Origin of the sequence: Mycolicibacterium lacusdiani, from assembly GCF_021916785.1 — a bacterium.
GTDB classification, from domain to species: domain Bacteria; phylum Actinomycetota; class Actinomycetes; order Mycobacteriales; family Mycobacteriaceae; genus Mycobacterium; species Mycobacterium lacusdiani.
Window position 1 is genome coordinate 989,967 of record NZ_JAKCFC010000001.1, and the last position, 26,094, is coordinate 1,016,060.

The window sequence follows — 26,094 nt, forward strand, 5'->3', positions numbered from 1 at the left end:
CGGGCGAACGGCCTAGACGGGCAGCAGCTGGTCGATCACGCCGGCGAGCTGCTTGGCCGACCGGCACTCGTGCATCGTGATGACGCCCTCGTAGCGCGGCACCGCCGAGTCCCCGCTGCCCCACAGGTGCTTGGGCTCGGGGTTGAGCCAGTGGGCGTGCCTGCTGGCAGTCACCATGTGGGTCAGCAGGTCGACCTCCGGGTTGCGGTAGTTGTTGCGGCCGTCGCCGAGCACGAGCAGCGAGCTGCGCGGCGAGAGCACGTTCGGGTACTTGTCGAGGAACGATACGAACGCGTGGCCGTAGTCGGAGTGGCCGTCGCGGGTGTAGACGCCGGCCTCGCGGGTGATCCGCTGTACGGCCACTGCCAGGTCGGCCTCCGGGCCGAACAGTTCGGTGACCTCGTCGGTCGTGTCGATGAACGCGAAGACCCGCACGCGGGAGAACTGCTGGCGCAGCGCGCTGACGAGCATGAGCGTGAAGTGGCTGAACCCGGCGACCGAACCGGACACGTCGCACAGGACGACCAGTTCGGGGCGGGCGGGGCGCGGCTTCTTCAGCACGACGTCGATGGGCACGCCACCGGTCGACATCGACTTGCGCAGCGTCTTGCGCATGTCGATCTCGCCGGCGCGGGCACGACGCCGACGCGCGGCCAGCCGGCTGGCGAGCGTGCGTGCCAGCGGTGCGACCACTCGCCGCATCTGGCGCAGCTGCTCGCCGGACGCTCGGAGGAACTCCACGTTCTCGCTGAGCTGCGGGATGCCGTACATCTGGACGTGTTCGCGGCCCAGTTGTTCCGCCGTGCGACGCTTGGTCTCACCCTCCACCATGCGCCGCAGCTGCGAAACGCGCTTGGCGGCAAGGGCTTTGGCGATCTCCTGCTGTGTGGGCGTCGGGTCGTCGCCGTATCCCGCCAGCAAGCCGGCGAGCAGCCTGCCCTCGAGTTCGTCGAGCGCCATCGCCTTGAGCGCCTGGTACGACGAGTAGGACGGGCCGCGACTGGAGTTGTAGCGGCCGAACGACTCCACGATCTGCGCGATCATCGCGGCGAGGCGGTCGTCGACGTTGGCCAGATCGGGGTTGTCGGTGAGCATCTGCACCAGCGCGTCGCGCAGGCCCTCGATGTCCTGCGGCGGCGGGCCGTCCGACTCGTCGTCGGAGTCCTCGTCGTCGACCACCGTCCTGGCGCCCAACGCCGCGGGGAACCAGAGGTCGAACATCGCGTCGTAGGTCTCGCGGTGCTCCGCCCGCCGCATCACCGCGCACGCCAGCCCCTCCCGCAGCACCTCGCGGTCAACGAGGCCGAGCGTCGCCATCACGCGACCGGCGTCGACGGTCTCCGACGGCCCGACCGCAATGCCGACCCCGCGCAGCGCCTCGACGAACTCGACGAGGTGACCCGGAATGCCATGCGGGGCAAGCGGTTGTGGTGGTCGGGTGCGACGGGCGGCCATCGGGGCACTCCTCAGTTCAGCCGGAGTTCGCCGGATGCACGCTGTTGGTCGGACTGGTGTTTGAGGATGACGCCGAGCGTGGCGGCGATCATCGCATCGTCGATGGTGTCCATGCCAAGGGCGAGCACGGTGCGACCCCAGTCGATGGTCTCGGCGACCGACGGCACCTTCTTGAGCTGCATGCCGCGCAGTACGCCGATGATGCGCACCAGTTCCTCGGCGAGGCGCTCCGGCAGCTCGGGCACCCGGGACAGCAGGATGCGGCGTTCGAGGTCCGGGTCGGGGAAGTCGATGTGCAGGAACAGGCAGCGCCGCTTGAGCGCCTCGGAGAGTTCACGGGTGGCGTTGGACGTGAGAAGCACGAACGGCGGCCGCTCGGCCTTGATGGTGCCCAGCTCGGGCACCGTGACCGCGAAGTCCGACAACACCTCGAGAAGCAGGCCCTCGATCTCGATGTCCGCCTTGTCGGTCTCGTCGATCAGCAGCACGGTCGGATCGGTGCGCTTGATCGCCGTGAGCAGCGGACGGGTCAGCAGGAATTCCTCGCTGAACACGTCCATCTTGGTCTGGTCCCAATCACCCTGGCCGCCGGCGTTGCCCGCCTGGATGCGCAGGATCTGCTTGGCGTGGTTCCACTCGTACAGTGCGCGGGCCTCGTCGACGCCCTCGTAGCACTGCAGGCGAACGAGTTCCGAGCCCGTGCAGGCCGCCACCGCGCGGGCGAGTTCGGTCTTGCCGACACCCGCCGGGCCCTCGACGAGCAGCGGCTTGCCGAGCCGGTCGGCGAGGAAGACGGCCGTCGCCGTCGCCGTGTCGGGCAGGTACCCGGTCTCGGCGAGGCGGGTCGCCACGTCGTCGATGTCGGTGAACATCGGGACCGGTTGGGCAGAGGTGCTCATGTAGCTCCGTTCTTCAGGCGGGGCGGATGTGGCCGTCTCCCCACACCACCCACTTGGTCGAGGTCAGTTCTGGCAGGCCCATGGGCCCGCGGGCGTGCAGCTTCTGAGTGGAGATGCCGATCTCCGCGCCGAAGCCGAACTGCTCGCCATCGGTGAACGAGGTCGCCGCGTTGACCATCACGGCCGCGGCGTCGACCTCCCCGGTGAACCGTTCTGCCGCAGCGAGATCGGTCGTCACGATGGCCTCGGTGTGCCCGGTCCCGTATTCGTTGACGTGGGTGATGGCCGCGTCGATGCCGTCCACGACGGCGACCGCGATGTCCATCGACAGGAACTCGGCCCGCAGGTCGTCCTCGCTGGGGTCGTCGTGCACGGTGACGCCCGCGTTCCGGAGTGCGTCGAGCAGCCTTGGCACCGCGCGGTCGGCGATCGCGGCGTCGACGAGCAGCGTCTCGGCGGCATTGCACACGCTGGGCCTGCGGGTCTTGGAGTTCAACAGGATGCGCTCGGCGACGTCGAGGTCGGCCGCCGCGTGGACGTACACGTGGCAGTTCCCGACACCGGTCTCGATGGTCGGGACCAGCGCGTCGCGGACGACGGCGTCGATCAGTCCCGCGCCTCCGCGGGGGATGACGACGTCGACCAGGCCGCGGGCCTGAATGAGGTGGGTGACGGTGGCGCGGTCCTCGCTGGGCAGCAGCGCGACGGCGTCGGCGGGCAGACCCTCGGCCACCAGCGCGGCGCGCAGCGCGGTGACGAGCGCCTCGTTCGAGTGCCGAGCCGACGAACTGCCGCGCAGCAGAGCAGCATTGCCGGACTTCAGCGTGAGCCCAAACGCGTCGACGGTGACGTTCGGCCTGCCCTCGTAGACCATGCCGACGACGCCGAGGGGCACGCGCTGCTGGCGGATCCGCAGCCCGTTGGGCAGCGTGCGACCGCGCAGGACCTCCCCGACGGGATCGGGCAGTCCGGCCACCTGGCGCAGACCGGCCGCGATGCCGTCGACGCGCTGCGAGTTCAGTGCCAGCCGGTCCAGGATCGCCGCCGGAGTGCCTGCGGCGCGCGCGACGTCCAGATCGACCTCGTTGGCGGCGAGCACCTCGCCCACCGAAGCCAGCACCGAGTCCGCCGCGGCGTGCAGCGCCCGATCCTTGATCTCCGACGTCAGGGTGCCGAGGGTGCGCGCGGCGACTCTGGCGCGGCGCGCCGCGTCGTGGACCTGCTGGCGCAGGTCAGTGTCGGCGGGGGCATGCACGCTCATCAAGCCAGCGTATCGAGGTAACGCGGGTCCGGCCCGGTCGGGGTTACGGTATGGCCCGTGACAACGTCCGGCAACCGAGTGTGCGTGGTGGGCAGCGTCAACCTCGACCAGTCGATGCGCGTTCAGTCGCTGCCACGCCCCGGGGAGACCGTGCTGGCGGCGTCGACGACCTGGTCGCCGGGCGGCAAGGGCGGCAACCAGGCCGTCGCGGCGGCGCGCGCGGGCGCGTCCGTGGAGTTGGTCGCCGCGCTCGGCGACGACGACGCCGCAGACAAGCTGCGGGCCCACCTCAGCGGCAACGACGTGGGACTGGACGGCGTGCTCACCTTGCCGGGCGCCAGTGGTACCGCCGTGATCGTCGTCGACGACGGTGCCGAGAACCTGATCGTCGTCGCCCCCGGCGCCAACGCCCACCTGCACCTGTCCTCTCCTGCCGTCCGCGACGCGATCACCGCATCCGACGTGGTGCTGCTGTCGCTGGAGATCCCGGTGGACACCGTCCTGGCGGCGGCGCGGGTGGGCCGGGCAGGGGGCGCGGCGGTGATGGTCAACGCGTCGCCCGTCGGTGCACCGGCCGATCTCGAACGGTTGGCCTCCACCGTGGACGTCGTCATCGTCAACGACGCGGAGTCACGTGAGTGGCGCTGGCCCGTCGATCATCTCGTCGTGACGCGGGGAGCCGACGGCGCCGAGTACCGCACAACCCAGGCCCGCGTCACCGTTGCAGCACCCCAGGTCGAGGCGATCGACACCACGGGCGCCGGTGACGTCTTCGCCGGCGTGCTCGCCGCCGGCTGGCACCTCGGGCCGGAGGCGGCGCTGCGCCGGGCATGCGCTGCCGGCGCGCTCGCCACGCTGGTGCCAGGCGCTGGCGACTGCGCGCCGACCGAGGAGGCCATCGACGACGTGCTCGACAACACCGATCCCGAACCGCACGGCCCCGAACGAGGAGGAGCATGACCACCACCGACAACGCCCCCCGCCCGCCGGACGGCGACTGGCTGGGCACCCCCTTCCTGCGCTTCGAGAGGGATGGCCCGTTCGGGGTGGTGACGCTCGACCGGCCCGAGGCGCGCAACGCCATGACGCCTGCGATGTACTTCGGCATCCGCTACGCGGTCACCCACGTCGAGAACGACCCGGATCTGGCGGGCCTGCTGATCACTGGCACCGGCGACGTGTTCGCCCCCGGCGGCGACCTCGGCGGCGGTGACGGTGTCGACGACTGGATGTCCTTCGGACCGGCACTGTCGATGGACGTCACGCCGTTCGAGACGCTGCGGCAGTCGGTGAAGCCCGTGGTGTCGGCGGTCAACGGACTGTGCCAGGGCGGCGGCCTGCAGATCGCGATGTGCAGCGACATGGCGGTGGTGAGCGATCGGGCGACGTTCCGCGTACCGGAGCTCTACCGCGGGATCGCCGACACGTACTACAGCCAGATGCTGGCCCGGATGATCGGCCCGGTGCGTACCCGCGATCTGATGTTCACCGGTCGCACGCTCGACGCTCGCGAAGCAGTCGACTGGGGCATGGTGGCGCGGGTGGTGCCGCACGACGACCTGGGTGCTGCCGCGCGGGACGTCCTCGCGCAGTGCTGCCGAACGGCGCCCAAGGCGCGTCTGGTGGTGAAGTCGAGCCTGGACAACTACATGGGCCTGTTCGACCGGATCGGCATGAAGGCCTCCTACAGCGGACCGGAGGCCGTCGAGGGCTTCGTGGCGTTCAAGCAGCGCCGCGCCCCCGAGTGGGTGCACCCCGACCTGCGCACCGACGGCAGGCTGTAGCCCCGCTCAGACCCTTGGTCTGCGCACGTCGTGGGCGATCGCCATCCCGATGCCGGACTCGAAGTCGGCGGCGGACTGACTGAGCAGCACGCGACTCCGGTTGGGCGACAACGCGATCGACAGGAAGTGGTGCGGCCTTCCGGTCGCGTGCGCCACGGAGTTCACCCGAATGACCGCAGCGCCGATCGCGGTGTCGAGCAGCGTGGCGATCCTCGGTCCCGCCACCTCGGCGGTCAGTTCGTGGTCGACCCCGTCGACGCCCACGCCTGCGGCGTAGAGCAGTTGGTAGAGCGGCGCCCCGGCCAGAGCCGGCTCGGTCAGCGTCTCGGCGAGATGTTCCGGCAGCCACACCTCGGTGACCATGCACGGTTCCTGCGTAATGCGCTCACGGCGCAGCCGCAGCACCTGCAGCAGGCGGTCGGGTCCGCCGAGCCGCTCGGCGACGGCGGTGGGCGCCGCGCGGACACCGAACTCGAGGACTTCCACCTCGGTCTCGAACTCGATCTGCCGCAGCCCGTCCATGTACGAAGCCGCCGGATCGTGCGCGCGCGCCGTCGCGTTGTCCGCGACGAACGAACCGACGCCGTGCCTGCGTTCGATCAGACCCGCCTCGGCGAGGTCGGCCAGTGCCCGACGCACCGTGATCCGCGAGACACCGAATTGATTGCACAGCGACTGCTCGGTGGGCAGCGCCTCTCCCGACCCCACGGCGCCGCGAGCGATCTCGTCGTGCAACACCAGGTAGAGCTGGCGGTGTAGGGGCACGCCTGCAGACGCGCTGACGCGCGCCTCACCATTCCCGCCCCGACCCATCGCCGTGATCTTCGCATGCTCAGTGCTCGGGCACCTCGCGTTCGATCTCGTCGAGCCAGATCTTCGCCGACATGTCCGACGGGGCCCGCCAGTCGCCGCGCGGCGACAGCGATCCACCGGCGGACACCTTGGGGCCGTTCGGCAGCGCGGAGCGCTTGAACTGGCTGAACGAGTAGAACCGCTGCGCGAACACCTGCAGCCACCGCCGGATCTCCGAGAGCGGGTACTCGGGACGGTCGTCCTCGGGGTAACCGGCCGGCCAGTCACCGTGGTTCGCGTCGCTCCAGGCATGCCAGGCGAGGAAGGCGACCTTCGACGGCCGGAACCCGTAGCGCAGCACTTGGAACAGTGAAAAGTCCTGCAGGACATACGGTCCCACCTTGGCTTCGCTGCTCTGAATCTCCTCGTCCTCGCCAGCGGGCACCAGTTCGGGCGTGATCTCGGTGTCCAGCACGGACCGCAGCACGGCGTTCACCCGGTCGTCGAACTGGCCGGAGCTGCTCACCCACCGGATCAGGTGCTGGATCAGGGTCTTCGGCACGCCGCCGTTGACGTTGTAGTGGGACATCTGGTCGCCAACCCCGTAGGTGGACCAGCCCAGCGCCAGCTCGGAGAGGTCACCGGTGCCCAGCACGATGCCGCCGCGCTGGTTGGCCAACCGGAACAGGTAGTCGGTGCGCAAGCCAGCCTGGACGTTCTCGAACGTCACGTCGTAGACCTTCTCGCCCCTGGCGAACGGGTGGTCCATCTCGGTCAGCATCCGGGTGGCGGTCTCGCGGATGTCGATCTCGGCGAACGTCACCCCGAGCGCCTCGCTGAGTTCGATGGCATTGCCCTTGGTGCGATCGCCCGTCGCGAAGCCGGGCAGCGTGAACGCGAGGATGTCACTGCGCGGGCGACCCTCGCGGTCCATCGCCCTGGCCGCCACGATCAGGGCATGGGTCGAGTCGAGTCCGCCGGACACGCCGATCACGATCTTCGGGAAGTTCAGCGCCCGCAGCCGCTGCTCCAGACCGGCGACCTGAATGTTGTAGCCCTCGTAGCAATCCCGTTCCAGCCGTTCGGGATTCGACGGCACGAACGGGAACCGCTCCACGTCGCGGCGCAGACCGATGTCGCCGGTCGGCGGGTCGAGCACGAATTCGACCTTCCGGAACGCGTCGATCCGTGCACCGTGGTGGCGCCGGTTGTCGTCGAACGTCCCCATCCGCTGTCGCTCGGCCCGCAGCAGGTCGACGTCCACGTCCGCCACCGACCGCCGCACGTCCTTCGGGAACCGTTCGGATTCGGCGAGCAGCGTCCCGTTCTCGTAGATCATGGTCTGGCCGTCCCACGCCAGATCGGTGGTCGACTCGCCCTCCCCCGCCGCCGCGTACACGTAGGCCGCCAGACACCGCGACGACGCCGATTGGGCGTACATCTTGCGGTCGTCGGCCCGTCCGATGGTGATGGGGCTGCCCGACAGGTTCGCCAGCACCGTGGCCCCGGCCAGCGCAGCGTCGGCGCTCGGGGGAATCGGCACCCACATGTCCTCGCAGATCTCGACGTGCAGGACGAAGTTCGGCAGGTCGGCGGCGGCGAACAGCAGGTCGGGGCCGAACGGTACGTCGACGCCCGCCAACCGGATCACGTCGCTGACGTCGTCACCGGGCGCGAGTTGCCTGCGCTCGTAGAACTCGCGGTAGGTGGGCAGGTAGGACTTGGGCACCACGCCCAGCACCGTGCCGCGGTGGATGACGACGGCGGTGTTGTAGATGCGGTTGCGGTAGCGCAGTGGAGCCCCCACGACGAGTACGGGGAGCAACTCCGCCGAGCCTGCGACGATCTCCTGAATTGCCGCCTCGGCTGCGTCGAGGAGTGCCTGCTGCATCACGATGTCCTCGATCGAGTACCCGCACAGCGTCAACTCCGGGAACACGGCCAGACCCACGCCGTCCCCGTGACACTCACGCGCGATGCGCAGCACGGACTCGGCGTTGGCCGAGGGGTCGGCGATCGTCGTGTGATGGGTGCACGCGGCGACCCGCACGAACCCGTGACGGTAAGCGGAGTAGAAGCTCATGCCTCATTGTTGCCCGCGAACCGACGGAATCATGCACGGCCTATCCTGGACGGGGTGGAAGGCCCCGAACTGATCAGCCTGCTCGCGGGCCGACGCGTCGCCGTGCTCACCGGTGCCGGAATGTCCACCGACTCCGGCATCCCGGACTACCGTGGCCCCGATTCACCGCCGAGCAACCCGATGACCATCCGGCAGTTCACCTCCGACGCGGAGTTCCGGCAGCGGTACTGGGCGCGCAACCACATCGGGTGGCGGCACATGGCGGAGACGCTGCCCAATGCCGGTCACCGGGCCCTGGCGGAACTGGAGCGGGCGGGTGTCGTCTCCGGCGTCATCACTCAGAACGTCGACCTGCTGCACACCAAGGCAGGCAGCCGCAACGTGATCGACCTGCACGGCACCTACGCGCAGGTGGTGTGCCTCGCGTGCGGCTGCACGCTGTCGCGCGCCGACCTCGCCGAGCAGTTGGAGGCGCTCAACCCGGGCTTCATCGAACGAGCCGAACGGGTGGGCGGAATCGCCGTGGCGCCCGACGCCGACGCATTCGTCGACGACACGGCGTCGTTCCGGTTCGTCGACTGTCCCCGGTGCGGCGGCATGCTCAAACCCGACATCGTCTACTTCGGCGAGAGCGTGCCCAAACCCCGTGTCACGCGCGCGTACTCGATCGTCGATGACGCCGAGGCACTCCTGGTGGCAGGTTCCTCGCTGACCGTGTTCTCGGGATTGCGGTTCGTCCGGCATGCAGCCGCGGCAGGGAAGCCGATCGCCATCCTGAACCGGGGAGCGACCCGTGGTGACGCACTCGCCTCGGTGAAGGTCGAGGGCGGTTGCTCGGAGTTGCTCGCGCTGCTGTCCGACGAGCTGGTGACCGCCGCGCGTTAGAACGTGACCGGCATTGACCGGATCCCGTGAATGAAGTTGCCCTGCAGGTAGTCCGGCGCACCGGCGGCGATGGTGGGCAGCTGGGTGATCAGTTCGTGAAGCAGCGCTCGCAACTGCGCGCGGGCGACGTGTGCGCCGAGGCAGAAATGCCGTCCGCCGCCGCCGAAGCCGAGATGCGGGTTGGGCTTGCGGCCGAGGTTCAGCACATCGGGTGCGTCGAAGACCTCTGTGTCGAAGTTGCCCGAGGCGTAGAACATCACGACCTTCTCCCCCGCCGCGATCTGCCGGCCGCCCAGCTCGACGTCCACCCCGGCCGTGCGCCGGAAGGTCATCACCGGGGTCGCCCACCGGACGAACTCCTCGACGGCGCTGCCGATCCTGTCGTCGAAGTCCGCTGCCAGCCAAGTCCGTTGGTCGTCGAACTCGGTCAGCGCGCGTACGGCGTGACTGGCCGTCTGACGCGTGGTGTCGTTGCCTGCGACCGCGAGCAGGACGAAGAAGGCAGCCACCTCGGCGTCGGTGAGCCGATCGCCATCGACCTCGCTGTGGACAAGGGCACTGATCAGATCGTCGCCGGGGTTCGCGCGGCGATCGGCGGCCAGCGCACCCGCCACCTGATGCAGGTACATCTGAGCGCCGATCAGCACCTCGAGTGGGTTGCGCCCGGCGAGGTACACCGGGTCACCCCAGGAGACCATCGCGTCGGCGGCCTCTGCCACCTGAGCGCGTTCGGATTCCGGTATCCCGACCATGTCCGAGAGCGTGCGGATCGGAAGTTCCCTCGCGCAGTGTTCGACGAAGTCGGCGCCCGTGCCTGCGGCGCGCAGTTCGCCGACGACTGCCCGCGCGTTGTCGCCTATCGACTCCTCGATGCGCCGCACCTGACGCGGGGTGAACGCGGCGTGCACGACCTTGCGCAGCATGGTGTGCCGCGGCGCGTCCATGGCGAGGAAGGACTGCGAGGCCTCGAGCAGTTCCTCCGGCACGTTCTCGAACAGCACGCCCCTACCGGACAGGAACGCCTCGCTGTCGCGGCTGACGGTGACGATGTCGGCGTGCCGCGTGACGGCCCAGTAGCCAGGGTCGGCGGGATCGTGCATCAGCGCGTCCTCGACCGGCGGATGCCAGCTCACCGGGCGGTCGGTGCGCAGCACGGCGAAGGCCTTCTCGCGGTCGGCGGCGGTGGTCGACCAGAACGCCCGCGAGGACAGATCGATCGGGTCGTACGCGCGGGTAGGAGATGTGAGCGGCGACACAATCATGAGTCAGACAATAAGTCTGGACACTATGTCCAGTCGAGGTGTGGATGCCTCCGTTAACCTGGGGCGATGCCGTCCGTCACCCGCAAACCGCAGGCGAAGAGGCAGGAGCGACGCGAGCGCATCGAGCGTCAGCTGCTCGACGCCACCGACCGTTTGATGGGCAGCGGGGCGAGCTTCACCGAGCTGAGCGTCGACCGGCTGGCCACCGAGGCGGGCATCTCCCGCGCCAGCTTCTACGTCTACTTCGAGGACAAGGGGCACCTGCTGCGCCGGCTGGCGGATCACGTGTTCGGCGACCTCGCCGCGGGTGCCGCCCGCTGGTGGAGCGTGGCGCAGCGCCACGACCCCGCCGACGCCCGCGCCGCGATGACGGCGATCATCGCGGCCTTCCGCCAACACCAACCGCTACTCTTCGCGCTCAACGAGATGTCCGCCTACGACCCGCAGGTGGGCGCCACGTACACCGATCTCATCACCCAGATCGCCGATCGGCTCGCCGAGGTCATCGAATCGGGCCGTGCGGACGGCACCATTCGCGCCGACCTGGAACCCGAGCCGACCGCGACCACGCTGACGTGGATGGTCGAGCGGGCGTGTCAACAGACCCTGCCGGGCCGACCGGCGACCTACGACGCCGAACTGGCCAACACGCTGACCCAAATCCTGTGGAGCACGCTGTATCTCGAGGCGCCCTAGACGGCGACGAGGTCGTCGGCGTGCACGGCCGGCCTGCGCATCTCAGCGGGTAGATCCGAGGTCGACCTGCCGACCATGCCCGAGAGTTCGCCGGCGTCGTACGCCACGACGCCACGCGCCACCGTCACCTCGTCGGTGCCGCGCAACTCGACGACGTCGCCGCCGTGGAAGCGGCCCGAGACCGCGACGATGCCCGCGGGCAGCAGCGACCGGCGCCGGTCGAGCACGGCGCGCACCGCACCGTCGTCGAGGGTCAGCACACCGGCCGATTCCGCGGCGTACCGGACCCAGAAGCGCCGGGCCGTCATCCTTTCCGACCGCGGGGCGAAGACCGTGCCCACCGAGGCATCGGCCAACGCCGTCGCCGCGTCGGCGGCAGCGGCCAACAGCACGGGCACGCCCGCGTCGGCTGCCAACAGCGCCGAGGACAACTTCGACGCCATGCCGCCGGTACCGAGTCTGCTCCCCCCACCCGCGACGACACCGTCCAGATCGTCGGGCGCAGCCACCTCGGGGATGAAGCGCGCCGGATCGTCGGCAGGCGCCTTGCGGGGATCACCGTCGTACAACCCGTCGATGTCCGAGAGCAGGATCAGCGCATCGGCACCGACGAGGTGCGCCACCAGAGCCGAGAGCCTGTCGTTGTCGCCGAATCTGATCTCGTTGGTGGCCACCGTGTCGTTCTCGTTCACGATGGCCACGGCGTGCAGCGCACGAAGCCGATCAAGTGTGCGCTGAGCGTTGTTGTGCTGCACGCGCATCGCGATGTCGTGCGCCGTCAGCAGCACCTGGCCGACGGTGCGGCGGTACCGGCCGAATGCCGAACTCCACGCGTTGACCAGCGCGACCTGCCCGACGCTGGCCGCCGCCTGCTTCGTCGCGAGGTCGGTGGGTCGCTTCGTCAGCCGCAGCGGTTCCATGCCCGCGGCGATGGCGCCGGAGGAGACGATCACGACGTCGGACCCGGCCTGCATCCGCGACTCGATGGCATCGGCGAGGTCGGCGAGCCTGCCCGCGTCGAACACGCCCGACGGGGTGGTCAGTGCGGTGGTGCCCACCTTGACCACGACGCTGCGCGCGGTGCGGATGGCCTCCCGGTGCGCCGAGCGCGCCGGATCGCCGGAGTGCACGCTCGTCACTCGTCGTCGCTGCCGGGCTTGCGGCGCTCCCGCCGCGCGATCTTGCGTTCCGCCGCACCGATGCGGTCACTCTGGTCGATGCGGATGTCGGTGCCGCGCCCCGTCATCGTGATGTCGACGCCTGCCGGTGTCTGCGGCTCCCAGTCGAAGGTCATGGCGCCGATGGTCACGGCGCATCCGGGACGGGCGCCGAGCTTGAGCAGTTCGTCCTCGACGCCGAGCCGGGCCAGCCTGTCGCCGAGATAACCCACGGCCTCGTCGTTGGTGAAGTCGGTTTGGCTGATCCAGCGCTCCGGCCGGGTGCCGCGCACCACGAAACCGCCGTCGCCGTCCGAGCTGACGGTGAAGCCGCTCTCGTCGATGGCGACGGGCCTGATGACGGGACGGCGCGGCGCGACCACGGGCTGCGCGGCGCGATAGGCCGCCACCATGTCCCACAGCGCGAAGATCAACGGCCGCAGCCCGTCTCGGCTCACGGCGGACACCTCGAAGACCGGCCAGCCGTAGCGTTCGGCGATCTCACCGCGGATGAAGTCCGCCATCTCGCGCGCGTCGGGCACGTCGATCTTGTTCAGCACCACGGCGCGGGGCCGCTCGGCCAAGTCGCCCAGGGTCTGATCGCCCTGGAGCGTCGGCACGTAGGCGGCGAGTTCGGCCTCCAGTGCGTCGATGTCCGAGATCGGATCACGACCGGGTTCCATGGTCGCGCAGTCGACGACGTGCACCAGGACTGCGCAGCGTTCGATGTGCCGAAGGAAGTCGAGGCCGAGACCTCGGCCCTGCGACGCTCCCGGAATCAGGCCGGGCACGTCGGCGACGGTGAAGGTGTGATCGCCCGCCGACACGACGCCCAGGTTCGGCGTCAGCGTGGTGAACGGGTAGTCCGCGATCTTCGGCTTGGCCGCCGAGATCACCGAGACGAGCGATGACTTGCCCGCCGAGGGGAAGCCGACGAGACCGACGTCGGCGACGGTCTTGAGTTCGAGGGTGAGGTCGCGGGTCTGGCCTTCTTCGCCCAGCAGCGCGAAGCCCGGCGCCTTGCGCGCCCGGGACGCCAGGGAGGCGTTGCCGAGGCCACCGCGTCCGCCGGTGGCTGCGTCGAACCGGGTTCCCTCGCCGACCAGATCGGCGAGCAAGCGCCCTTGCTCGTCGAGGACGACGGTGCCGTCGGGAACCCGCACCTCGAGATCGGCACCGGCCGCGCCATCTCGGTTGCTACCAGCGCCCTGCTTGCCCGACGGGGCGACGACGTGCGGATGGAAGTGGAAGTCGAGCAGGGTGTGCACCTGCGGATCGACGACGAGCACGACACTGCCGCCGCGACCACCGTTACCGCCGTCGGGACCACCTAGCGGCTTGAACTTCTCGCGGTGCACCGAGGCGCAGCCGTGACCGCCGTTGCCTGCTCGCGCATGAATGACGACGCGATCGACGAAACGGGGCATCGGGGTTCCTTTCCAAGACGAAATCTACGTTCTGCAGTCCGACTGCGAGAGCCGCACTGCAGAACGTCGACGTCGACGTTGGAAGTGCGAGCCCTAGGCGTTCGAGGTGGCGGCGACGTCAGACCCCGGTCGCGCGATGCGAACGATGTTGACGGTCTTGCGTCCGCGCTTCTCACCGAACTGCACGGCGCCGGGAGCGGTCGCGAAGAGGGTGTCGTCACCGCCGCGTCCGACGTTCACGCCGGGGTGAAAGTGCGTGCCGCGCTGGCGGACGATGATCTCGCCGGCCTTGACGACCTGGCCGCCGAAGCGCTTGACGCCGAGGCGCTGCGAATTCGAGTCACGACCGTTGCGCGAGCTGGAAGCGCCCTTCTTGTGTGCCATGTGGTTGCTCCCCTACTAGTAGTCGGTGTTGTCTGCGTGGACGAACATCAGGCGATGTCGGTGACCTTGACGACCGTCAGCTTCTGACGGTGGCCCTGCCGCTTGTGGTAGCCGGTCTTGTTCTTGAACTTGTGGATCCGGATCTTCGGGCCCTTGGTGTGCTCGAGCACCTCGGCCGTCACGGCGACCTTCTCCAGGTCGCTCGCGTCGGTCGTGACGTTCGCGCCGTCGACGACGAGCGCCACGGGCAGCGACACGGAAGCGCCGGCTTCGAGTTCCAGCTTCTCGACCTTGACTATGTCTCCGACCGCGACCTTGTACTGCTTGCCGCCGGTCTTGACGATTGCGTACGTCGCCATCGTGTCGTCATCCTCTACGTCTGTGTTGCGGGCGCGCGCTGCCCGAAAGCTGCTCGCGTGGTCTGGGGGTGCGGGTTCCAAGCCCCGCTGTCACCGGCTCGGATCATCGCAAAGCCGACGGACAACTGCTCAAGATTACGTGACCAGCGGGTAAGGGGTCAAACCGCCTCACCGCCGACCGCTTCACCCATCCTGACTCGGCGGTCCGGCAGGTCGCGCGGCTGCGCGACGTCGACGAGGGCGACTGGTCGCAACCAGCACGGGCTCGTCGTCGTCCTCATCCTCATCGTCGTCGTCCTCATCGTCGTCATCCGAGTCGTCGTCCTCGTCATCCGAGTCGTCGTCGTCCTCGTCGTCGTCGTCGTCGTCGGAGATGACCTCGATGTCGTCGTCGTCCTCGTCATCGTCGTCTTCGTCGTCATCGAGGTCGTCATCGTCGGAGTCGTCCTCCTCGTCGGTGTCGTCCTCGACGTCTTCTTCCACGACCTCGCCGACGACGCCTTCCGCGGCGACGTCATCGCCCTCGAGTTCGACGGCGTCCTCATCCGTCTCGTCGGTCTCGTCCTCACCGCGGCCATTCGCCGCCGCCATGGCCTTGAACATCGGGTGCTCGCCGACGGAATGCGGGGGCACCTTCGCGACCGGCACTTCCTCGGTGCGTCCGCCCTTCTTGCCCCGCTTGCCTCGCCGGCCTGCGCCGGGCTCGGACTTGCGTTGCTGGCTCGACGGAGCGCCGGAGTCGACCGGATCACCGTGCAGCATGATTCCGCGGCCGGCACAGTGCGAGCAGGTCGTGGAGAACGCCTCGATGAGGCCGGTACCCAGCTTCTTTCGGGTCAGCTGCACCAGGCCCAGCGAGGTCACCTCGGACACCTGGTGGCGCGTGCGGTCCCGCGAGAGCGCCTCGGTGAGGCGGCGCAGCACCAGATCCCGGTTGGACTCCAGCACCATGTCGATGAAGTCGATGACGATGATTCCGCCGATGTCACGCAGCCGCAGCTGGCGGACGGTTTCCTCGGCGGCCTCGAGGTTGTTGCGCGTCACGGTCTGCTCGAGGTTTCCACCGGAGCCGGTGAACTTGCCGGTGTTGACGTCGACGACGGTCATCGCCTCGGTGCGATCGATGACCAGTGTGCCGCCCGACGGCAGCCACACCTTGCGGTCCATCGCCTTGACCAACTGTTCGTCGATGCGGTGCACGGCGAAGACGTCAGGACCGTCGGGCTGGGCCGGCTCGTAGCGCGTCATCCGCGGCAGGAGTTCCGGCGCAACCGAGGTCACGTAGTCGTTGATCGTGTTCCACGCGTCGTCACCGGAGACGATCAGCCCGGAGAAGTCCTCGTTGAACAGGTCGCGGATGACCTTGACCAGGACGTCAGGCTCCTCGTAGAGCGCGACCGCGGCACCGGCGGCCTTGCCGGTGATCTCGGTGGCCTTCGCCTCGATCTGCTTCCAGCGCTCCTGCAACCGATCGACGTCGGAGCGGATGTCCTCTTCCTTCACGCCCTCGGACGCCGTGCGGATGATGACGCCCGCGTCTGAGGGCACCACCTCGCGCAGGATCTCCTTCAGGCGCTGCCGCTCGGTGTCGGGAAGCTTGCGGCTGATGCCGGTGGACGACGCCCCCGGCACGTAGACCAGGTAGCGGCCGGCCAGCGACAGCTGAGTCGTGAGGCGGGCGCCCTTGTGTCCGACGGGATCCTTGCTCACCTGAACCACGACGTAGTCGCCCGGCTTCAGTGCCTGCTCGATCTTGCGCTGCGCACCGCCGAGGCCCGCGGCCTCCCAGTTCACCTCACCGGCGTAGAGCACGCCGTTGCGGCCGCGACCGATGTCGACGAATGCCGCCTCCATCGAGGGCAAGACGTTCTGCACGATGCCGAGGTACACGTTGCCGACGAGCGACGCGGAACCGGCTGAGGTCACGAAGTGCTCGACCACCACGCCGTCCTCGAGGACTGCGATCTGCGTGTAGCGGGCACCTTCGTGCGGCGGTTCGGTCCGGACCTTGTCGCGGACGACCATCACTCGTTCGACGGCCTCGCGGCGGGCGAGGAATTCCGCCTCGCTCAGGATCGGCGGACGACGTCGACCCGCGTCGCGGCCGTCGCGCCGGCGCTGACGCTTGGCCTCGAGCCGCGTGGAGCCGCTGATGCCCTGGATCTCGTCCGACTTGTTCGACTTCTCCGGGCGCTCCGACCGTTCCCGCGGTGCTCGTTCGTGCACGACGGTGTTCGGCGGGTCGTCGGTCGAGGTGGCGTCGTCGCCGTCGCCTGCCCCCGACTTGCGCCTGCGGCGGCGCCGCCTGCGACGGGTAGCGCCATCGCCGCCGGCGTTGTCGTCGTCGGCGCCGTCCTCGTCGTCGGAGTCGTCGTCGGAGTCACCATCGTCGGTCGACTCCTCGTCGGTGTCGTCGCCTGCGTCGTCGCTGCTCTGCTCACCGCGCCCACGGCCGCGGCCACGGCGTCCGCGCCGACGGCGGCGGTTGGCGGGCCGGTCGGCCGAATCGTCGTCGGTATCGGCGTCGGCGTCGACGGCCGCATCGCCGGAGTCGGTGTCGTCGTCGTCATCGTCGGACTCGTCGACGTCGTCATCGTCGTCGTCCACGGGTTGGGCCGGTCGCGGCGCCACGAACAGCGGTGGCGCGACGAACAGCGGGCGATAGTCGACGGCCTGGGCGCCGGCGTCCGGCGTGGCGCGCGGCAGTTCCGGTTCCGGCTCCTCCACGTAGGAGAACGGCGAGAGGACACCGCGCCGCGCCGGTGCAGGCTCGGGCTCGGCTTCGGGTTCGGCGGCTTCGGGCTCGGCAGCGGCCGGCTCGGCCACTGCTTCGGGCTCAGCAGCTACGGGGGCTTCGTCACCCTCGACCGCTTCGGCATCACCGGTGCGATCCGGGTCTGCGTCGGCGACGGCAGCAGTGTCGTCGCCGGGACCGGCGTCGGTCAGCGGCGCAGGCGGCTGCTGGTCCTGCTGGATGTCTTCTGGCTGGTCTTGGGTAGGCGCATCCTGGGCCACGTATTCTCCTCAGCCCCCGGGCGCGTCGTATCGACGCGGCCACGCGAGGGCTTCCGCTATGGGCTCGAGGGGAACCCCCGAGCTTGTATGGTCTCGCTCCGAGCAACTCCGGGTGGAGCCCTCGGTGCCTGGCTGAATGATGGCTGGACGGTCGGCGCCGCACGTGACCTTCGGGGTCACGTGGTCGCGCACGTCTAAGTCTTCATCCGGGCTTCCGCTTCTGGTATGAAGCCGGTCACCCGAGGCCAGTATCCCACACCATCGCGGTGTTCCCGACGAGGTGCCGTCGGCGGGGGGCCAGACAGCTAACGCCCGGGGAACCAGAGTTCGATTTCGCGGGCCGCCGATTCGGGCGAATCCGAGCCGTGGACCAGGTTGTCCTGGGTGACCAAGGCCAAGTCACCGCGGATCGTTCCCGGGGCAGCCTTCTCGACCGGATCGGTGCCACCCGCGATCTGCCGGAACGCGGCAACGGCGCGGGGGCCCTCGACGATGGCGGCCACGACCGGGCCCGAGGTGATGAATTCGAGAAGCGACGGGAAGAACGGCTTGTCCTCGTGCTCCGCGTAGTGCGCCCTGGCCAATGCGTCGTCGACCGTCTTGAGTTCGAGGGCCGCGAGCGTCAGTCCCTTGCGCTCGATCCTGCTCAGAATCTCGCCGACGAGCAGTCGCTTGACGCCATCGGGCTTCACCAAGATCAGAGTCTGTTCAGTCACGGCGACAGCGTACCGGTCACCCGGGTGGATCCTGCTGCCCAGGCAGCTGGCCCCGGTCCTGTCGACGCTTGACCTCGGCGCGCAGGTAGGCGATCAACGCCCACACCGCTGCGAACACGACGCCGATGAAACCGACTGCGGGGTGAACGAGGGCGCCCGCGATCACCACCACCTGCACGGCCAGGTTCACCTTCAGCGCCCACGGCTTGCCCTGCACGCCCGCCAGCAGGATGAGCACGACGCTGAGGCCGATGAGGTAGCCCCCGGACGTCCACGTCAGACCGCCGTTGGCCACGCTCACGACGGGCAGCGCGAGCAGCACGACGATCGCCTCGAGGATGAGGGTGCCGGCCATCACCCCGCGGAAGCTCTTCCACGGGTCAGGCGGGGCCGGCGGCGGTTCGATTGACGTCATCGCGGATCCCGTCCGAACAGCGTGCGGGCGGCACCGGCGGTGACCACCGAGCCGGTGATGACCATGCCCGCTCCGGAGAACCCTGCGCCGTCGTCGCTGGCGCCGGCGTCCTCGACCATGGCCGTCGCCGTCTCGATGGCGTCCGGCAGCGTGGATGCGATCACGACCCGCTCCTGACCGAACCGCTCCTCGGCGCGCATCGCCAATGCCTCGACTTCCATGGCCCGCCGCGATCCGTTGTGGGTCACGATCAGCACGTCGAATGCGGGCTCGAGCGCGGCGAGGATGCCGTCGACGTCCTTGTCGGCCATCACCGAGACCACGCCGACGAGGTACCGGAAGTCGAACTCCTGCTCGAGGGCCGCCGTCAGGGCGGCCGCGCCCGCGGGATTGTGAGCGGCGTCGATGAAGACCGTCGGCGCACTGCGCATCCGTTCCAGACGGCCGGGGCTGGTCGCGTTCGCGAAGCCCGCGCGCACCGTGTCGACGTCGAGCTGGCGGCCTGCGCCCGCGCCGAAGAACGCCTCGACGGCCGCGAGTGCGACCACCGCGTTGTGGGCCTGGTGCTCACCGTGCAGCGGCAGGAAGATCTCGGAGTAGACGCCACCGAGACCCTGTAGCTCCAGGACCTGTCCCCCGACCGCGACCTCGCGACTGAGCACGGCGAATTCGGAGTCCTCGCGCGCCACGGCGGCGTCGGTCCGAACTGCTTGAGCGAGTAAGACTTCCATCGCCTCGGGTACCTGCTGGCCGATCACCGCGACGGTGCTCAGATCAACCTCCAGCGGAACGGGCTCCTCCTCCGCCTTGACGATGATTCCGGCCTTCTCCGCGGCGATCTCCGCGATCGTGTCGCCGAGATAGTCCGCGTGGTCGATGCCGATCGGGGTGATGACGGCGACCGGCGCGTCGACCACGTTGGTCGCGTCCCAGCGTCCGCCAAGGCCGACCTCGACGACGGCGACGTCGACCGGTGCGTCGGCGAAGGCGCTGAACGCCATCGCGGTCAGCACCTCGAACTTGCTCATCCGCGGGCCTCCGTCGGCCTCGGACTGCCGGTCGACCAGTTCCACGAAGGGCTCGATCTCGCGGTAGGTCTCGACGTAGGCCGCCGGCGAGAGCGGCTCACCGTCGATCGCGATGCGCTCGACCGCGGACTGCAGGTGCGGGCTGGTGGTGCGGCCCGTCCTGCGGTGCAGCGCCATCAGCAGTGCGTCGATGAGCCGCACCACCGAGGTCTTGCCGTTCGTGCCCGCCACGTGGATGCTCGGGTACGCCCGCTGCGGCGAACCGAGCAGTTCGAGCAGCGCGGTGATCCGCCCGAGGCTGGGCTCGATCTTCGTCTCCGGCCAGCGTTGATCGAGCAGGTGCTCGACCTGCAGCAGCGATGCGATCTCGTCGGGCGTCGGCTCGCTCATCGCAGACCGTCGAGGCGACCCGAGATGCGTTCGACCTCTTCTGCGGCGAATTGTCTACGCGCGCGGATCTTCTCGACGACGGGCTCGGGCGCCTTGGCCAGGAAGGCCTCGTTGCCGAGTTTCGCCGTCGTCTGTGCCAGTTCCTTCTCCGCGGCCGCCAGGTCCTTCTCCAGCCTGCGTCGCTCGGCGGCGACGTCGACGGTGCCGGAGGTGTCGAGTTCGACGGCCACCGTGCCGCGGGTGAGACGGACCTCGACCGATGCCGACGGCGTGAACCCGTCCTCGGGTTCGGTCAGCCAAGCCAGCGCGGCGACGGCGGGCACCTGGGTGTCCAGATCGGCATCGCCGATGCCGACGAGCCGGGCGGGCACCCGCTGGCGGTCGTTGAGCCCCTGGTCGCTGCGGAACCGGCGCACCTCGGTCACCAACTTCTGCATGTCGGCGATCCGTTGCGCGGCAACCGGATCGAGCACCACACCCGATGCGCTGGGCCAGTCGGCGATCACCAGCGACTCACCGCCGGTCAGCGTCTTCCACAGCGCCTCGGTCACGAAGGGCATCACCGGATGCAGCAGCTTGAGCAGGACGTCGAGCACAGCCGCCAGCACGGCGTTCGTCGGGCCGCCGGGAGCGGAGGCGAGCTGCACCTTCGCCAGCTCGAGGTACCAGTCGCAGAACTCGTCCCACGCGAAGTGGTACAGCGACTCGCACGCCCTGCTGAACTCGTAGACGTCGAACGCCGAGTCCACTTCCGCGCGAACCTCTTCCAGGCGCCCGAGAATCCAGCGGTCGGCGTCGGTGAGCGCCTCCACGGGCGGCAGCGGGGCGGGGCTGGCGCCGTTCATCAACGCGAACTTCGTGGCGTTGAACAGCTTGGTCGCGAAGTTCCGCGACGCGCGGGCGGCGTCCTCGCCGATCGACAGGTCGCCACCCGGGCTGGCGCCGCGGGCCAGCGTGAACCGCAACGCATCGGCGCCGAAGGTCTCGACCCAGTCCAGGGGATCGATGCCGTTGCCCTTGGACTTGCTCATCTTCCGGCCGAACTCGTCGCGTATCAGGCCGTGCAGGAACACGTTCTCGAACGGCACCTGCGGGTCCCGCGATCCGTCGCCGGTGATGGTGGCGTCGTCGCCGACGAAGGTGCCGAACATCATCATGCGCGCGACCCAGAAGAACAGGATGTCGTAGCCGGTGACCAGCACGCTGGTGGGATAGAACTTCTCGAGTTCGGGCGTGGCGTCGGGCCATCCCATCGTGGAGAACGGCCACAGCGCCGAGGAGAACCACGTGTCGAGCACGTCAGGGTCCTGCTCCCAACCCTCGGGTGGGGTCTCGTCCGGCCCGACGCACACCTTCTCGCCGTTGGGGCCGTGCCAAATCGGGATGCGGTGCCCCCACCACAGCTGACGCGAGATGCACCAGTCGTGCATGTCGTCGACCCACGCGAACCAGCGCGGCTCCAGACTCTTGGGGTGAATCACGGTGTCGCCGTTGCGCACTGCGTCACCGGCGGCCTTGGCCAGCGACTCGACCTTCACCCACCACTGCAGCGACAGCCGCGGCTCAATCGGTTCGCCGCTTCGTTCGGAGTGCCCGACGCTGTGCACGTACGGCCGCTTCTCGGCGACGATGCGGCCCTCGGCGGCGAGCGCCTCGCGGACGGCGACCCGCGCGTCGAAACGGTCCATGCCGTCGAACCGCGTTCCGGTGTCGACGATCCGGCCCTTGGTGTCGAGGATCGACGGCATGGGCAGGCCGTGCCGCACGCCGATCTCGAAGTCGTTCGGGTCGTGGGCGGGCGTGACCTTCACTGCGCCCGTGCCGAACTCGGGATCGACGTGCGCGTCGGCGACGATCACGACGTCCCGGTCGAGGAACGGGTGCGGCAGCGTCGAGCCGACCAGTGCGCGGTAGCGGTCGTCGTCGGGATGCACCGCGATCGCGGTGTCGCCGAGCATCGTCTCCAGACGCGTGGTGGCGACGACGATGTGGGGTTCGTCGTCGTTCATCGAGCCGTAGCGGAACGACACCAGCTCGCCTTCGACGTCGTCGTACTTGACCTCGAGGTCGGAGATGGCGGTCTCGAGCACCGGTGACCAGTTGACCAGTCGTTCGGCCTGATAGATCAGGCCAGCGTCGTAGAGCCTCTTGAAGATGGTGCGCACGGCCCGCGACAGTCCGTCGTCCATGGTGAACCGGTCACGGCTCCAGTCGACGCCGTCACCGATCCGGCGCATCTGGGCGCCGATGGTGCCACCGGACTCGCGCTTCCAGTCCCAGACCTTGTCGACGAACAGCTCGCGGCCGAAGTCCTCCTTGGTCTTGCCGTCGATGGCGAGCTGCTTCTCGACGACGCTCTGGGTCGCGATGCCCGCGTGGTCCATGCCGGGCAGCCACAGCACCTCGTAACCCTGCATCCGCTTGCGGCGCGTCAGGACGTCCATGAGCGTGTGGTCGAGCGCGTGACCCATGTGCAGGCTGCCGGTGACGTTGGGCGGGGGCAGCACGATGGAGTAGGGCGGCTTGGTACTCGACGGATCGGCCGTGAAGTATCCCGCGTCGACCCAGCCCTGGTAAAGGTCGCTCTCCACCTCGCCCGGGTCCCACGATTTCGGCAGGGCCGATGCCCCGGGGTTGTCGGCAGGCGCAGAGGAGGCGGTCACCTCGACATTCTAGGAACCACCGACCGGTGGCCGATCAAGCCCCCGACACGCTCCCCCGGGTCAGGCCAGTCGTTCGGTCTCCAGGGAGACGCCTGCGGCCGGGAATCGCGCCAGTAGTGCGTCACCCAGCGCTGCGGCGGGAGTGAGCACGCCGTGCAGATCCGACAGCGCGTCGCGGTCCAGGGCCAGCGCAAGGCCGCACTCACCAAGGAGAACCGACGTCGCCTTGTAGCCGGGGTCACCCTGCTGCGACATCGTGGCGCGGTAGCGCGCGCCGGTGGTCGTGGTGGTGTACGTCTCGACGGTGTAGTGACCGTTCTCACGGGCCTTCTCGCTGGGACCGGTGCCCGGCTTGGGCAGGACTCGCTCGATCAGCCCGCGTGGGAGCTTGTTGAAGTACCTGCCGCCGAGACCGAGCATCGCGACGTTCGCGGCGGTGTCGAGCGCCGCTGCCACGGGCGCGACGACCGAGGAACCCATGCTCATGGTCTCGGCGTAGCGGAACGTGCGGCCGTAGGACCAGTCGAGCAGCGCATTGGACCGCCGCACGATTCGGGAGTTCGGCGCCCCCATGGCGAACGCACCGGTCCAGACGCCGTCGAGTTCCGGCGCGATCTCCCGGCCGCGCCGCCACGGCGTGTCCGACTGATGTCCCAGTTCGGGTTCGGCCGACCGGTCGGTGCTCAGGGTGTACGGGTCGTTCATCTGCCGACGCGCCTCGGGGTCGGACGACGACGTGTCGAGCACCTCGAGCATGGAGGCGAGGGTGCCGCCCGAGATGCCGCCGGCGAAGCGCCGCACCACGAGGGTGGTCTCGCCCAACTGCCCGGTGCCGTCCTCGGCCGCTCGCCTGTGCAGCGCGTAGACGCTGAGATCCGACGGGATGGAGTCGAATCCGCACGCGTGGACGATGCGGGCGCCGTTGTCCGCGGCCTGCTTGTGATAGGTGTCGATGCTGTCTCGGACGAACATGGTCTCGCCGGTCAGGTCGGCGTAGTCGGTGCCCGCGGCAGCGCACGCGGCGACCAGCGGCAGGCCGTACTTGGTGTAGGGACCCACGGTCGTCACGACCACGCGGGTACGCGCGGCCATGTCGTTGAGGGAGGACGGCTGTGACGCGTCGGCCTCGATGAGAGGCCAGTCGCTCGCCGCGGGACCGAGCGAATCGCGGACGTCCCGCAGCTTCGTCGCCGAGCGGCCTGCCAGCGCGATGCGCGCACCGCTTCCTGCTCTTGTGAGGTAGTCCGCGGTCAACTTCCCTACGAACCCCGTCGCGCCGTACACCACTACGTCGAATTCACGCTGCTCTGCGGTCATGACCCCAACCTACCGAGGGCCGCAGCAGGTGTCGGGCGCGTCCCGTCAGCCGAGGGTCTCGGGCGGCCCCTCCTGGCGGCCGAGCACGTGTGTGGCCAGGAAGGACGTCACTACCTGGTACCAGATCTTGGCGTGCTGCGGCTTGGCGATCCAGTGCCCCTCGTCGGGGAAGTAGAGGAAGCGGTGCGGGCTGGTGCCGTCGTCGGCCGCGGGCAGCGCCGAACTCGAGAGCAGCTCGTACCAGAGCCGAAGGCCCTCGCCGATCGGTACCCGGTAGTCCTTGTCCCCGTGGATCACCAGCATCGGCGTGCTGATGCGGTCGACGTGGCGGTGCGGTGAGTTCGCATCCGTCATCTCGGTGGTCATCTCCCGCGCCCACCAGTAGGAGCCGTCGGTGGTGTGCCCGAACTGGTCGAGCGCCCACAGGCTGGCGTGGGTGACGATGGCGTCGAAGCGGTCGGTCATTCCGGCGATCCAGTTGGCCATGTACCCGCCGAACGAGCCGCCCATCGCCGCTGTGCGGTTCCCATCCACCCCGGGGTGTGCGCAGGCGGCATCGGTTGCGGCGATCAGATCCGTGTACGGCGCGGCCCCCCAAGCGCCCCAGCCGCGCTGGACGAAGTCCTGGCCGTATCCCGTCGACAGCGCAGGATCGGGCAGCAGTACGGCGTAACCCCGAGCCGCGAGCAGCCACGGGCACCAGCGCCAGTGCCAGGCGTTCCAACTGGCGAGCGGGCCACCGTGGATCCACAGCAGCAGAGGTGCGGGATCCGTGGTGTTGGGCAGGATCAACCAGGACCGCACCGGCGTGCCGTCCGCCGCGGTTGCGGTGAGTTCCGATAGCTCTCCTGGTAGGTCGGGAGCGTCTACGCACGTCAACTCCGTGACACCGCCCTCGGCGCTGACCCGGACGGGATGCGGCGGTCTGGCGTAGGAACTGCGCATGGCGAAGAACTCACCACCGGCGACGGGGTGCACGTCGGTGTAGGTGAAGTCGTCGTCGGTACGACGTTCGACACTCGAGTCGGACGGGTCGATCACGAAGACGGGCCCGCGACCGTCCTCGTCCGCGGTGACCACCAGTGCCGAGCCGTCGTCCGACCACGCCACCGACGTGGGCCATCGGTCCCACCCGGCGGCGACCTGGGTGGTCGCACCGTCGAACGTCGCGAGCCACAGTGTGATTCGCGGCGCCTCGGTGGGCGTGCTGAACGTCTCGCGCAGGTATGCGACGCGCGTCCCGTCTGGCGCCAGCGCGGGCCCGAACAGGTCGGCGCCCGGATCGTCGACGATGACGGTCCGTTCCGCGGTATCGAGGTCGACGCGCACCAGCCTGCTGCGGGTCGCCGCCCCGGGGGCGGGCGCCTGCCACGTCGTGACCGCGAAGCGGCCGTCGCGGCTCAGGTCCACGCCTGCCTCCCGCAGCGCGTGCCCCGGATCCGGTGTGACGTCCCGGCCGTCGTCGACGGTGAGCAGGTGCGGTTGAGCGGGGCCGATGTCGTGATCCCAGTACCGCACCGGATAGCCGGCGTGCAGCACCGCCGATACCTTGCCGTCCTTGCGCAGTGCACGCAGTCGCCGGTCGTCGTCGAGGGTGTGCGCCGAGGGCAGCAGTGCCGTCTTGACCACGACGACGTCGGCATCACGGGCGGCCAGCACGGCGTCGACTCCACCCGGCGCCTCGAACGCCGAGATCGCTTCCCCGCCCGAGGCCGGCAACCGCCACAGCGTGGCGGGCGACTGGTCGTCCTGGTCACCGGGCTTGGGCCGCGCGGAGAGGAACAGTAGGTCCCCGGTGCTGGTGAACGCCGGCGCCGACTCACCCTTGGGTCCGTGGGTGAGGCGGCGGGCGGCCGCACCTCTGGTGGGGTCGAGTTCCCATATGGCCGTGCGATATTCGGTTCCCGACTCGTCGAGTTCGCTGATCGTGGTGACGACACGCGATCCGTCGGGCGTGACGGCAAGGCCGGCGACGCGAGGGATTCGCAGGTAGTCGTCGAGGTCGGCGAACGGCGCCGTGGGCAGGGCGGGCGGCGCGGGCCGTGAAACGGAGGACACGATCGTTGGTACCACGGGCCCGACGATCCGGCCCACCGATATTTCTAG

Annotated in this window: 21 protein-coding genes; 4 read left to right on the top strand and 17 right to left on the bottom strand. The window is 69.2% G+C overall.

Going from position 1 to position 26,094, the window contains the following annotated elements:
* Positions 1–12: 12 nt before the first annotated feature.
* From LOK44_RS04780 to LOK44_RS04790, 3 genes are read right to left on the bottom strand one after another with little or no spacing between them, the layout of a single operon-like run.
* Complete coding sequence (locus LOK44_RS04780) at positions 13–1,455, bottom strand: vWA domain-containing protein (protein WP_237568866.1); 1,443 nt, start codon at positions 1,453–1,455, stop codon at positions 13–15.
* An 11-nt stretch (positions 1,456–1,466) separates the two neighbouring features.
* Positions 1,467–2,354: an AAA family ATPase gene (locus LOK44_RS04785; RefSeq protein WP_237568867.1), complete on the bottom strand. Its 888-nt coding sequence runs from the start codon at positions 2,352–2,354 to the stop codon at positions 1,467–1,469.
* 13 nt (positions 2,355–2,367) lie between these two features.
* The gene (locus tag LOK44_RS04790; protein WP_237568868.1) at positions 2,368–3,615 is read right to left on the bottom strand and encodes a glutamate-5-semialdehyde dehydrogenase; all 1,248 of its coding nucleotides are present in this window, start codon (positions 3,613–3,615) and stop codon (positions 2,368–2,370) included.
* Positions 3,616–3,672: 57 nt separating this feature from the next.
* Here LOK44_RS04790 and LOK44_RS04795 point away from each other — a divergent pair, with 57 nt between their 5' ends.
* Together LOK44_RS04795 and LOK44_RS04800 are read left to right on the top strand one after the other, a co-directional pair.
* Positions 3,673–4,575 (top strand): ribokinase, encoded by a 903-nt coding sequence (locus LOK44_RS04795; RefSeq protein ID WP_308192709.1) that lies wholly within the window; start codon positions 3,673–3,675, stop codon positions 4,573–4,575.
* Positions 4,572–5,399: an enoyl-CoA hydratase/isomerase family protein gene (locus LOK44_RS04800; RefSeq protein ID WP_237568869.1), complete on the top strand. Its 828-nt coding sequence runs from the start codon at positions 4,572–4,574 to the stop codon at positions 5,397–5,399. The genes LOK44_RS04795 and LOK44_RS04800 overlap by 4 nt, the downstream gene beginning before the upstream one ends.
* A 6-nt stretch (positions 5,400–5,405) precedes the next feature.
* On the opposite strand, the gene LOK44_RS04805 is transcribed toward LOK44_RS04800, so the two are convergent.
* Positions 5,406–6,212, bottom strand: a complete 807-nt coding sequence (locus LOK44_RS04805) for a GntR family transcriptional regulator (RefSeq protein ID WP_237568870.1) — start codon at positions 6,210–6,212, stop codon at positions 5,406–5,408.
* A 19-nt stretch (positions 6,213–6,231) separates the two neighbouring features.
* A complete protein-coding gene (locus LOK44_RS04810) occupies positions 6,232–8,274 on the bottom strand; it encodes an NAD(+) synthase (protein WP_237568871.1) in 2,043 nt (680 codons plus the stop codon).
* Positions 8,275–8,328: 54 nt separating this feature from the next.
* Here LOK44_RS04810 and LOK44_RS04815 point away from each other — a divergent pair, with 54 nt between their 5' ends.
* Positions 8,329–9,159, top strand: coding sequence for an NAD-dependent protein deacetylase (locus LOK44_RS04815; RefSeq protein ID WP_237568872.1), 831 nt, complete (start codon positions 8,329–8,331; stop codon positions 9,157–9,159).
* On the opposite strand, the gene LOK44_RS04820 is transcribed toward LOK44_RS04815, so the two are convergent.
* Positions 9,156–10,421 (bottom strand): cytochrome P450, encoded by a 1,266-nt coding sequence (locus tag LOK44_RS04820; protein WP_237568873.1) that lies wholly within the window; start codon positions 10,419–10,421, stop codon positions 9,156–9,158. The two genes, LOK44_RS04815 and LOK44_RS04820, sit on opposite strands and share 4 nt — an antisense overlap.
* A 66-nt stretch (positions 10,422–10,487) precedes the next feature.
* Between LOK44_RS04820 and LOK44_RS04825 the strand changes: the two genes are divergently transcribed.
* Positions 10,488–11,117 carry a TetR/AcrR family transcriptional regulator gene (locus tag LOK44_RS04825; protein ID WP_237568874.1) on the top strand — a complete coding sequence of 210 codons (630 nt, stop codon included), beginning with the start codon at positions 10,488–10,490 and terminating at the stop codon, positions 11,115–11,117.
* Here the strand turns inward: LOK44_RS04825 and proB are convergent.
* The 11 genes from proB to LOK44_RS04880 form a co-directional block, all read right to left on the bottom strand.
* Positions 11,114–12,247, bottom strand: coding sequence for a glutamate 5-kinase (proB, locus tag LOK44_RS04830; protein ID WP_237568981.1), 1,134 nt, complete (start codon positions 12,245–12,247; stop codon positions 11,114–11,116). The two genes, LOK44_RS04825 and proB, sit on opposite strands and share 4 nt — an antisense overlap.
* Before the next feature lie 5 nt (positions 12,248–12,252).
* On the bottom strand, positions 12,253–13,701 hold the full coding sequence (gene obgE, locus LOK44_RS04835) for a GTPase ObgE (RefSeq protein WP_237568875.1): 1,449 nt from the start codon (positions 13,699–13,701) through the stop codon (positions 12,253–12,255).
* 93 nt (positions 13,702–13,794) lie between these two features.
* Positions 13,795–14,085, bottom strand: coding sequence for a 50S ribosomal protein L27 (gene rpmA / locus LOK44_RS04840; RefSeq protein WP_237568876.1), 291 nt, complete (start codon positions 14,083–14,085; stop codon positions 13,795–13,797).
* A 47-nt stretch (positions 14,086–14,132) separates the two neighbouring features.
* On the bottom strand, positions 14,133–14,444 hold the full coding sequence (gene rplU / locus LOK44_RS04845; protein ID WP_163924351.1) for a 50S ribosomal protein L21: 312 nt from the start codon (positions 14,442–14,444) through the stop codon (positions 14,133–14,135).
* Between the two features lie 183 nt (positions 14,445–14,627).
* Positions 14,628–17,459: a ribonuclease E gene (rne, locus tag LOK44_RS04850; RefSeq protein WP_237568877.1), complete on the bottom strand. Its 2,832-nt coding sequence runs from the start codon at positions 17,457–17,459 to the stop codon at positions 14,628–14,630.
* A gap of 305 nt (positions 17,460–17,764) precedes the next feature.
* Positions 17,765–18,175, bottom strand: a complete 411-nt coding sequence (gene ndk / locus LOK44_RS04855; protein WP_163924349.1) for a nucleoside-diphosphate kinase — start codon at positions 18,173–18,175, stop codon at positions 17,765–17,767.
* Between the two features lie 16 nt (positions 18,176–18,191).
* Entirely contained in the window at positions 18,192–18,590 is a 399-nt protein-coding gene (locus LOK44_RS04860; RefSeq protein ID WP_237568878.1) for a DUF4233 domain-containing protein, read from the bottom strand.
* Positions 18,587–20,008 (bottom strand): bifunctional tetrahydrofolate synthase/dihydrofolate synthase, encoded by a 1,422-nt coding sequence (folC, locus tag LOK44_RS04865; protein ID WP_237568879.1) that lies wholly within the window; start codon positions 20,006–20,008, stop codon positions 18,587–18,589. Before folC ends, LOK44_RS04860 begins: the two co-directional genes overlap by 4 nt.
* The gene (locus tag LOK44_RS04870; protein ID WP_237568880.1) at positions 20,005–22,671 is read right to left on the bottom strand and encodes a valine--tRNA ligase; all 2,667 of its coding nucleotides are present in this window, start codon (positions 22,669–22,671) and stop codon (positions 20,005–20,007) included. The genes folC and LOK44_RS04870 overlap by 4 nt, the downstream gene beginning before the upstream one ends.
* Positions 22,672–22,731: 60 nt before the next feature.
* A complete protein-coding gene (locus LOK44_RS04875; protein ID WP_237568881.1) occupies positions 22,732–23,988 on the bottom strand; it encodes a saccharopine dehydrogenase family protein in 1,257 nt (418 codons plus the stop codon).
* Between the two features lie 45 nt (positions 23,989–24,033).
* Positions 24,034–26,046 carry a S9 family peptidase gene (locus LOK44_RS04880; protein WP_237568882.1) on the bottom strand — a complete coding sequence of 671 codons (2,013 nt, stop codon included), beginning with the start codon at positions 26,044–26,046 and terminating at the stop codon, positions 24,034–24,036.
* Between the last annotated feature and the right edge of the window lie 48 nt (positions 26,047–26,094).

What these genes read in the sequence shown, in the direction of transcription:
- LOK44_RS04780 (WP_237568866.1), bottom strand. Translation starts at nt 1,455, where the DNA reads ATGGCCGCCCGTCGCACCCGACCACCACAACCGCTTGCCCCGCATGGC.
- LOK44_RS04785 (WP_237568867.1), bottom strand. Translation starts at nt 2,354, where the DNA reads ATGAGCACCTCTGCCCAACCGGTCCCGATGTTCACCGACATCGACGAC.
- LOK44_RS04790 (WP_237568868.1), bottom strand. Translation starts at nt 3,615, where the DNA reads ATGAGCGTGCATGCCCCCGCCGACACTGACCTGCGCCAGCAGGTCCAC.
- LOK44_RS04800 (WP_237568869.1), top strand. Translation starts at nt 4,572, where the DNA reads ATGACCACCACCGACAACGCCCCCCGCCCGCCGGACGGCGACTGGCTG.
- LOK44_RS04805 (WP_237568870.1), bottom strand. Translation starts at nt 6,212, where the DNA reads ATGGGTCGGGGCGGGAATGGTGAGGCGCGCGTCAGCGCGTCTGCAGGC.
- LOK44_RS04810 (WP_237568871.1), bottom strand. Translation starts at nt 8,274, where the DNA reads ATGAGCTTCTACTCCGCTTACCGTCACGGGTTCGTGCGGGTCGCCGCG.
- LOK44_RS04820 (WP_237568873.1), bottom strand. Translation starts at nt 10,421, where the DNA reads ATGATTGTGTCGCCGCTCACATCTCCTACCCGCGCGTACGACCCGATC.
- LOK44_RS04825 (WP_237568874.1), top strand. Translation starts at nt 10,488, where the DNA reads ATGCCGTCCGTCACCCGCAAACCGCAGGCGAAGAGGCAGGAGCGACGC.
- obgE (WP_237568875.1), bottom strand. Translation starts at nt 13,701, where the DNA reads ATGCCCCGTTTCGTCGATCGCGTCGTCATTCATGCGCGAGCAGGCAAC.
- rpmA (WP_237568876.1), bottom strand. Translation starts at nt 14,085, where the DNA reads ATGGCACACAAGAAGGGCGCTTCCAGCTCGCGCAACGGTCGTGACTCG.
- rplU (WP_163924351.1), bottom strand. Translation starts at nt 14,444, where the DNA reads ATGGCGACGTACGCAATCGTCAAGACCGGCGGCAAGCAGTACAAGGTC.
- LOK44_RS04860 (WP_237568878.1), bottom strand. Translation starts at nt 18,590, where the DNA reads ATGACGTCAATCGAACCGCCGCCGGCCCCGCCTGACCCGTGGAAGAGC.
- folC (WP_237568879.1), bottom strand. Translation starts at nt 20,008, where the DNA reads ATGAGCGAGCCGACGCCCGACGAGATCGCATCGCTGCTGCAGGTCGAG.
- LOK44_RS04875 (WP_237568881.1), bottom strand. Translation starts at nt 23,988, where the DNA reads ATGACCGCAGAGCAGCGTGAATTCGACGTAGTGGTGTACGGCGCGACG.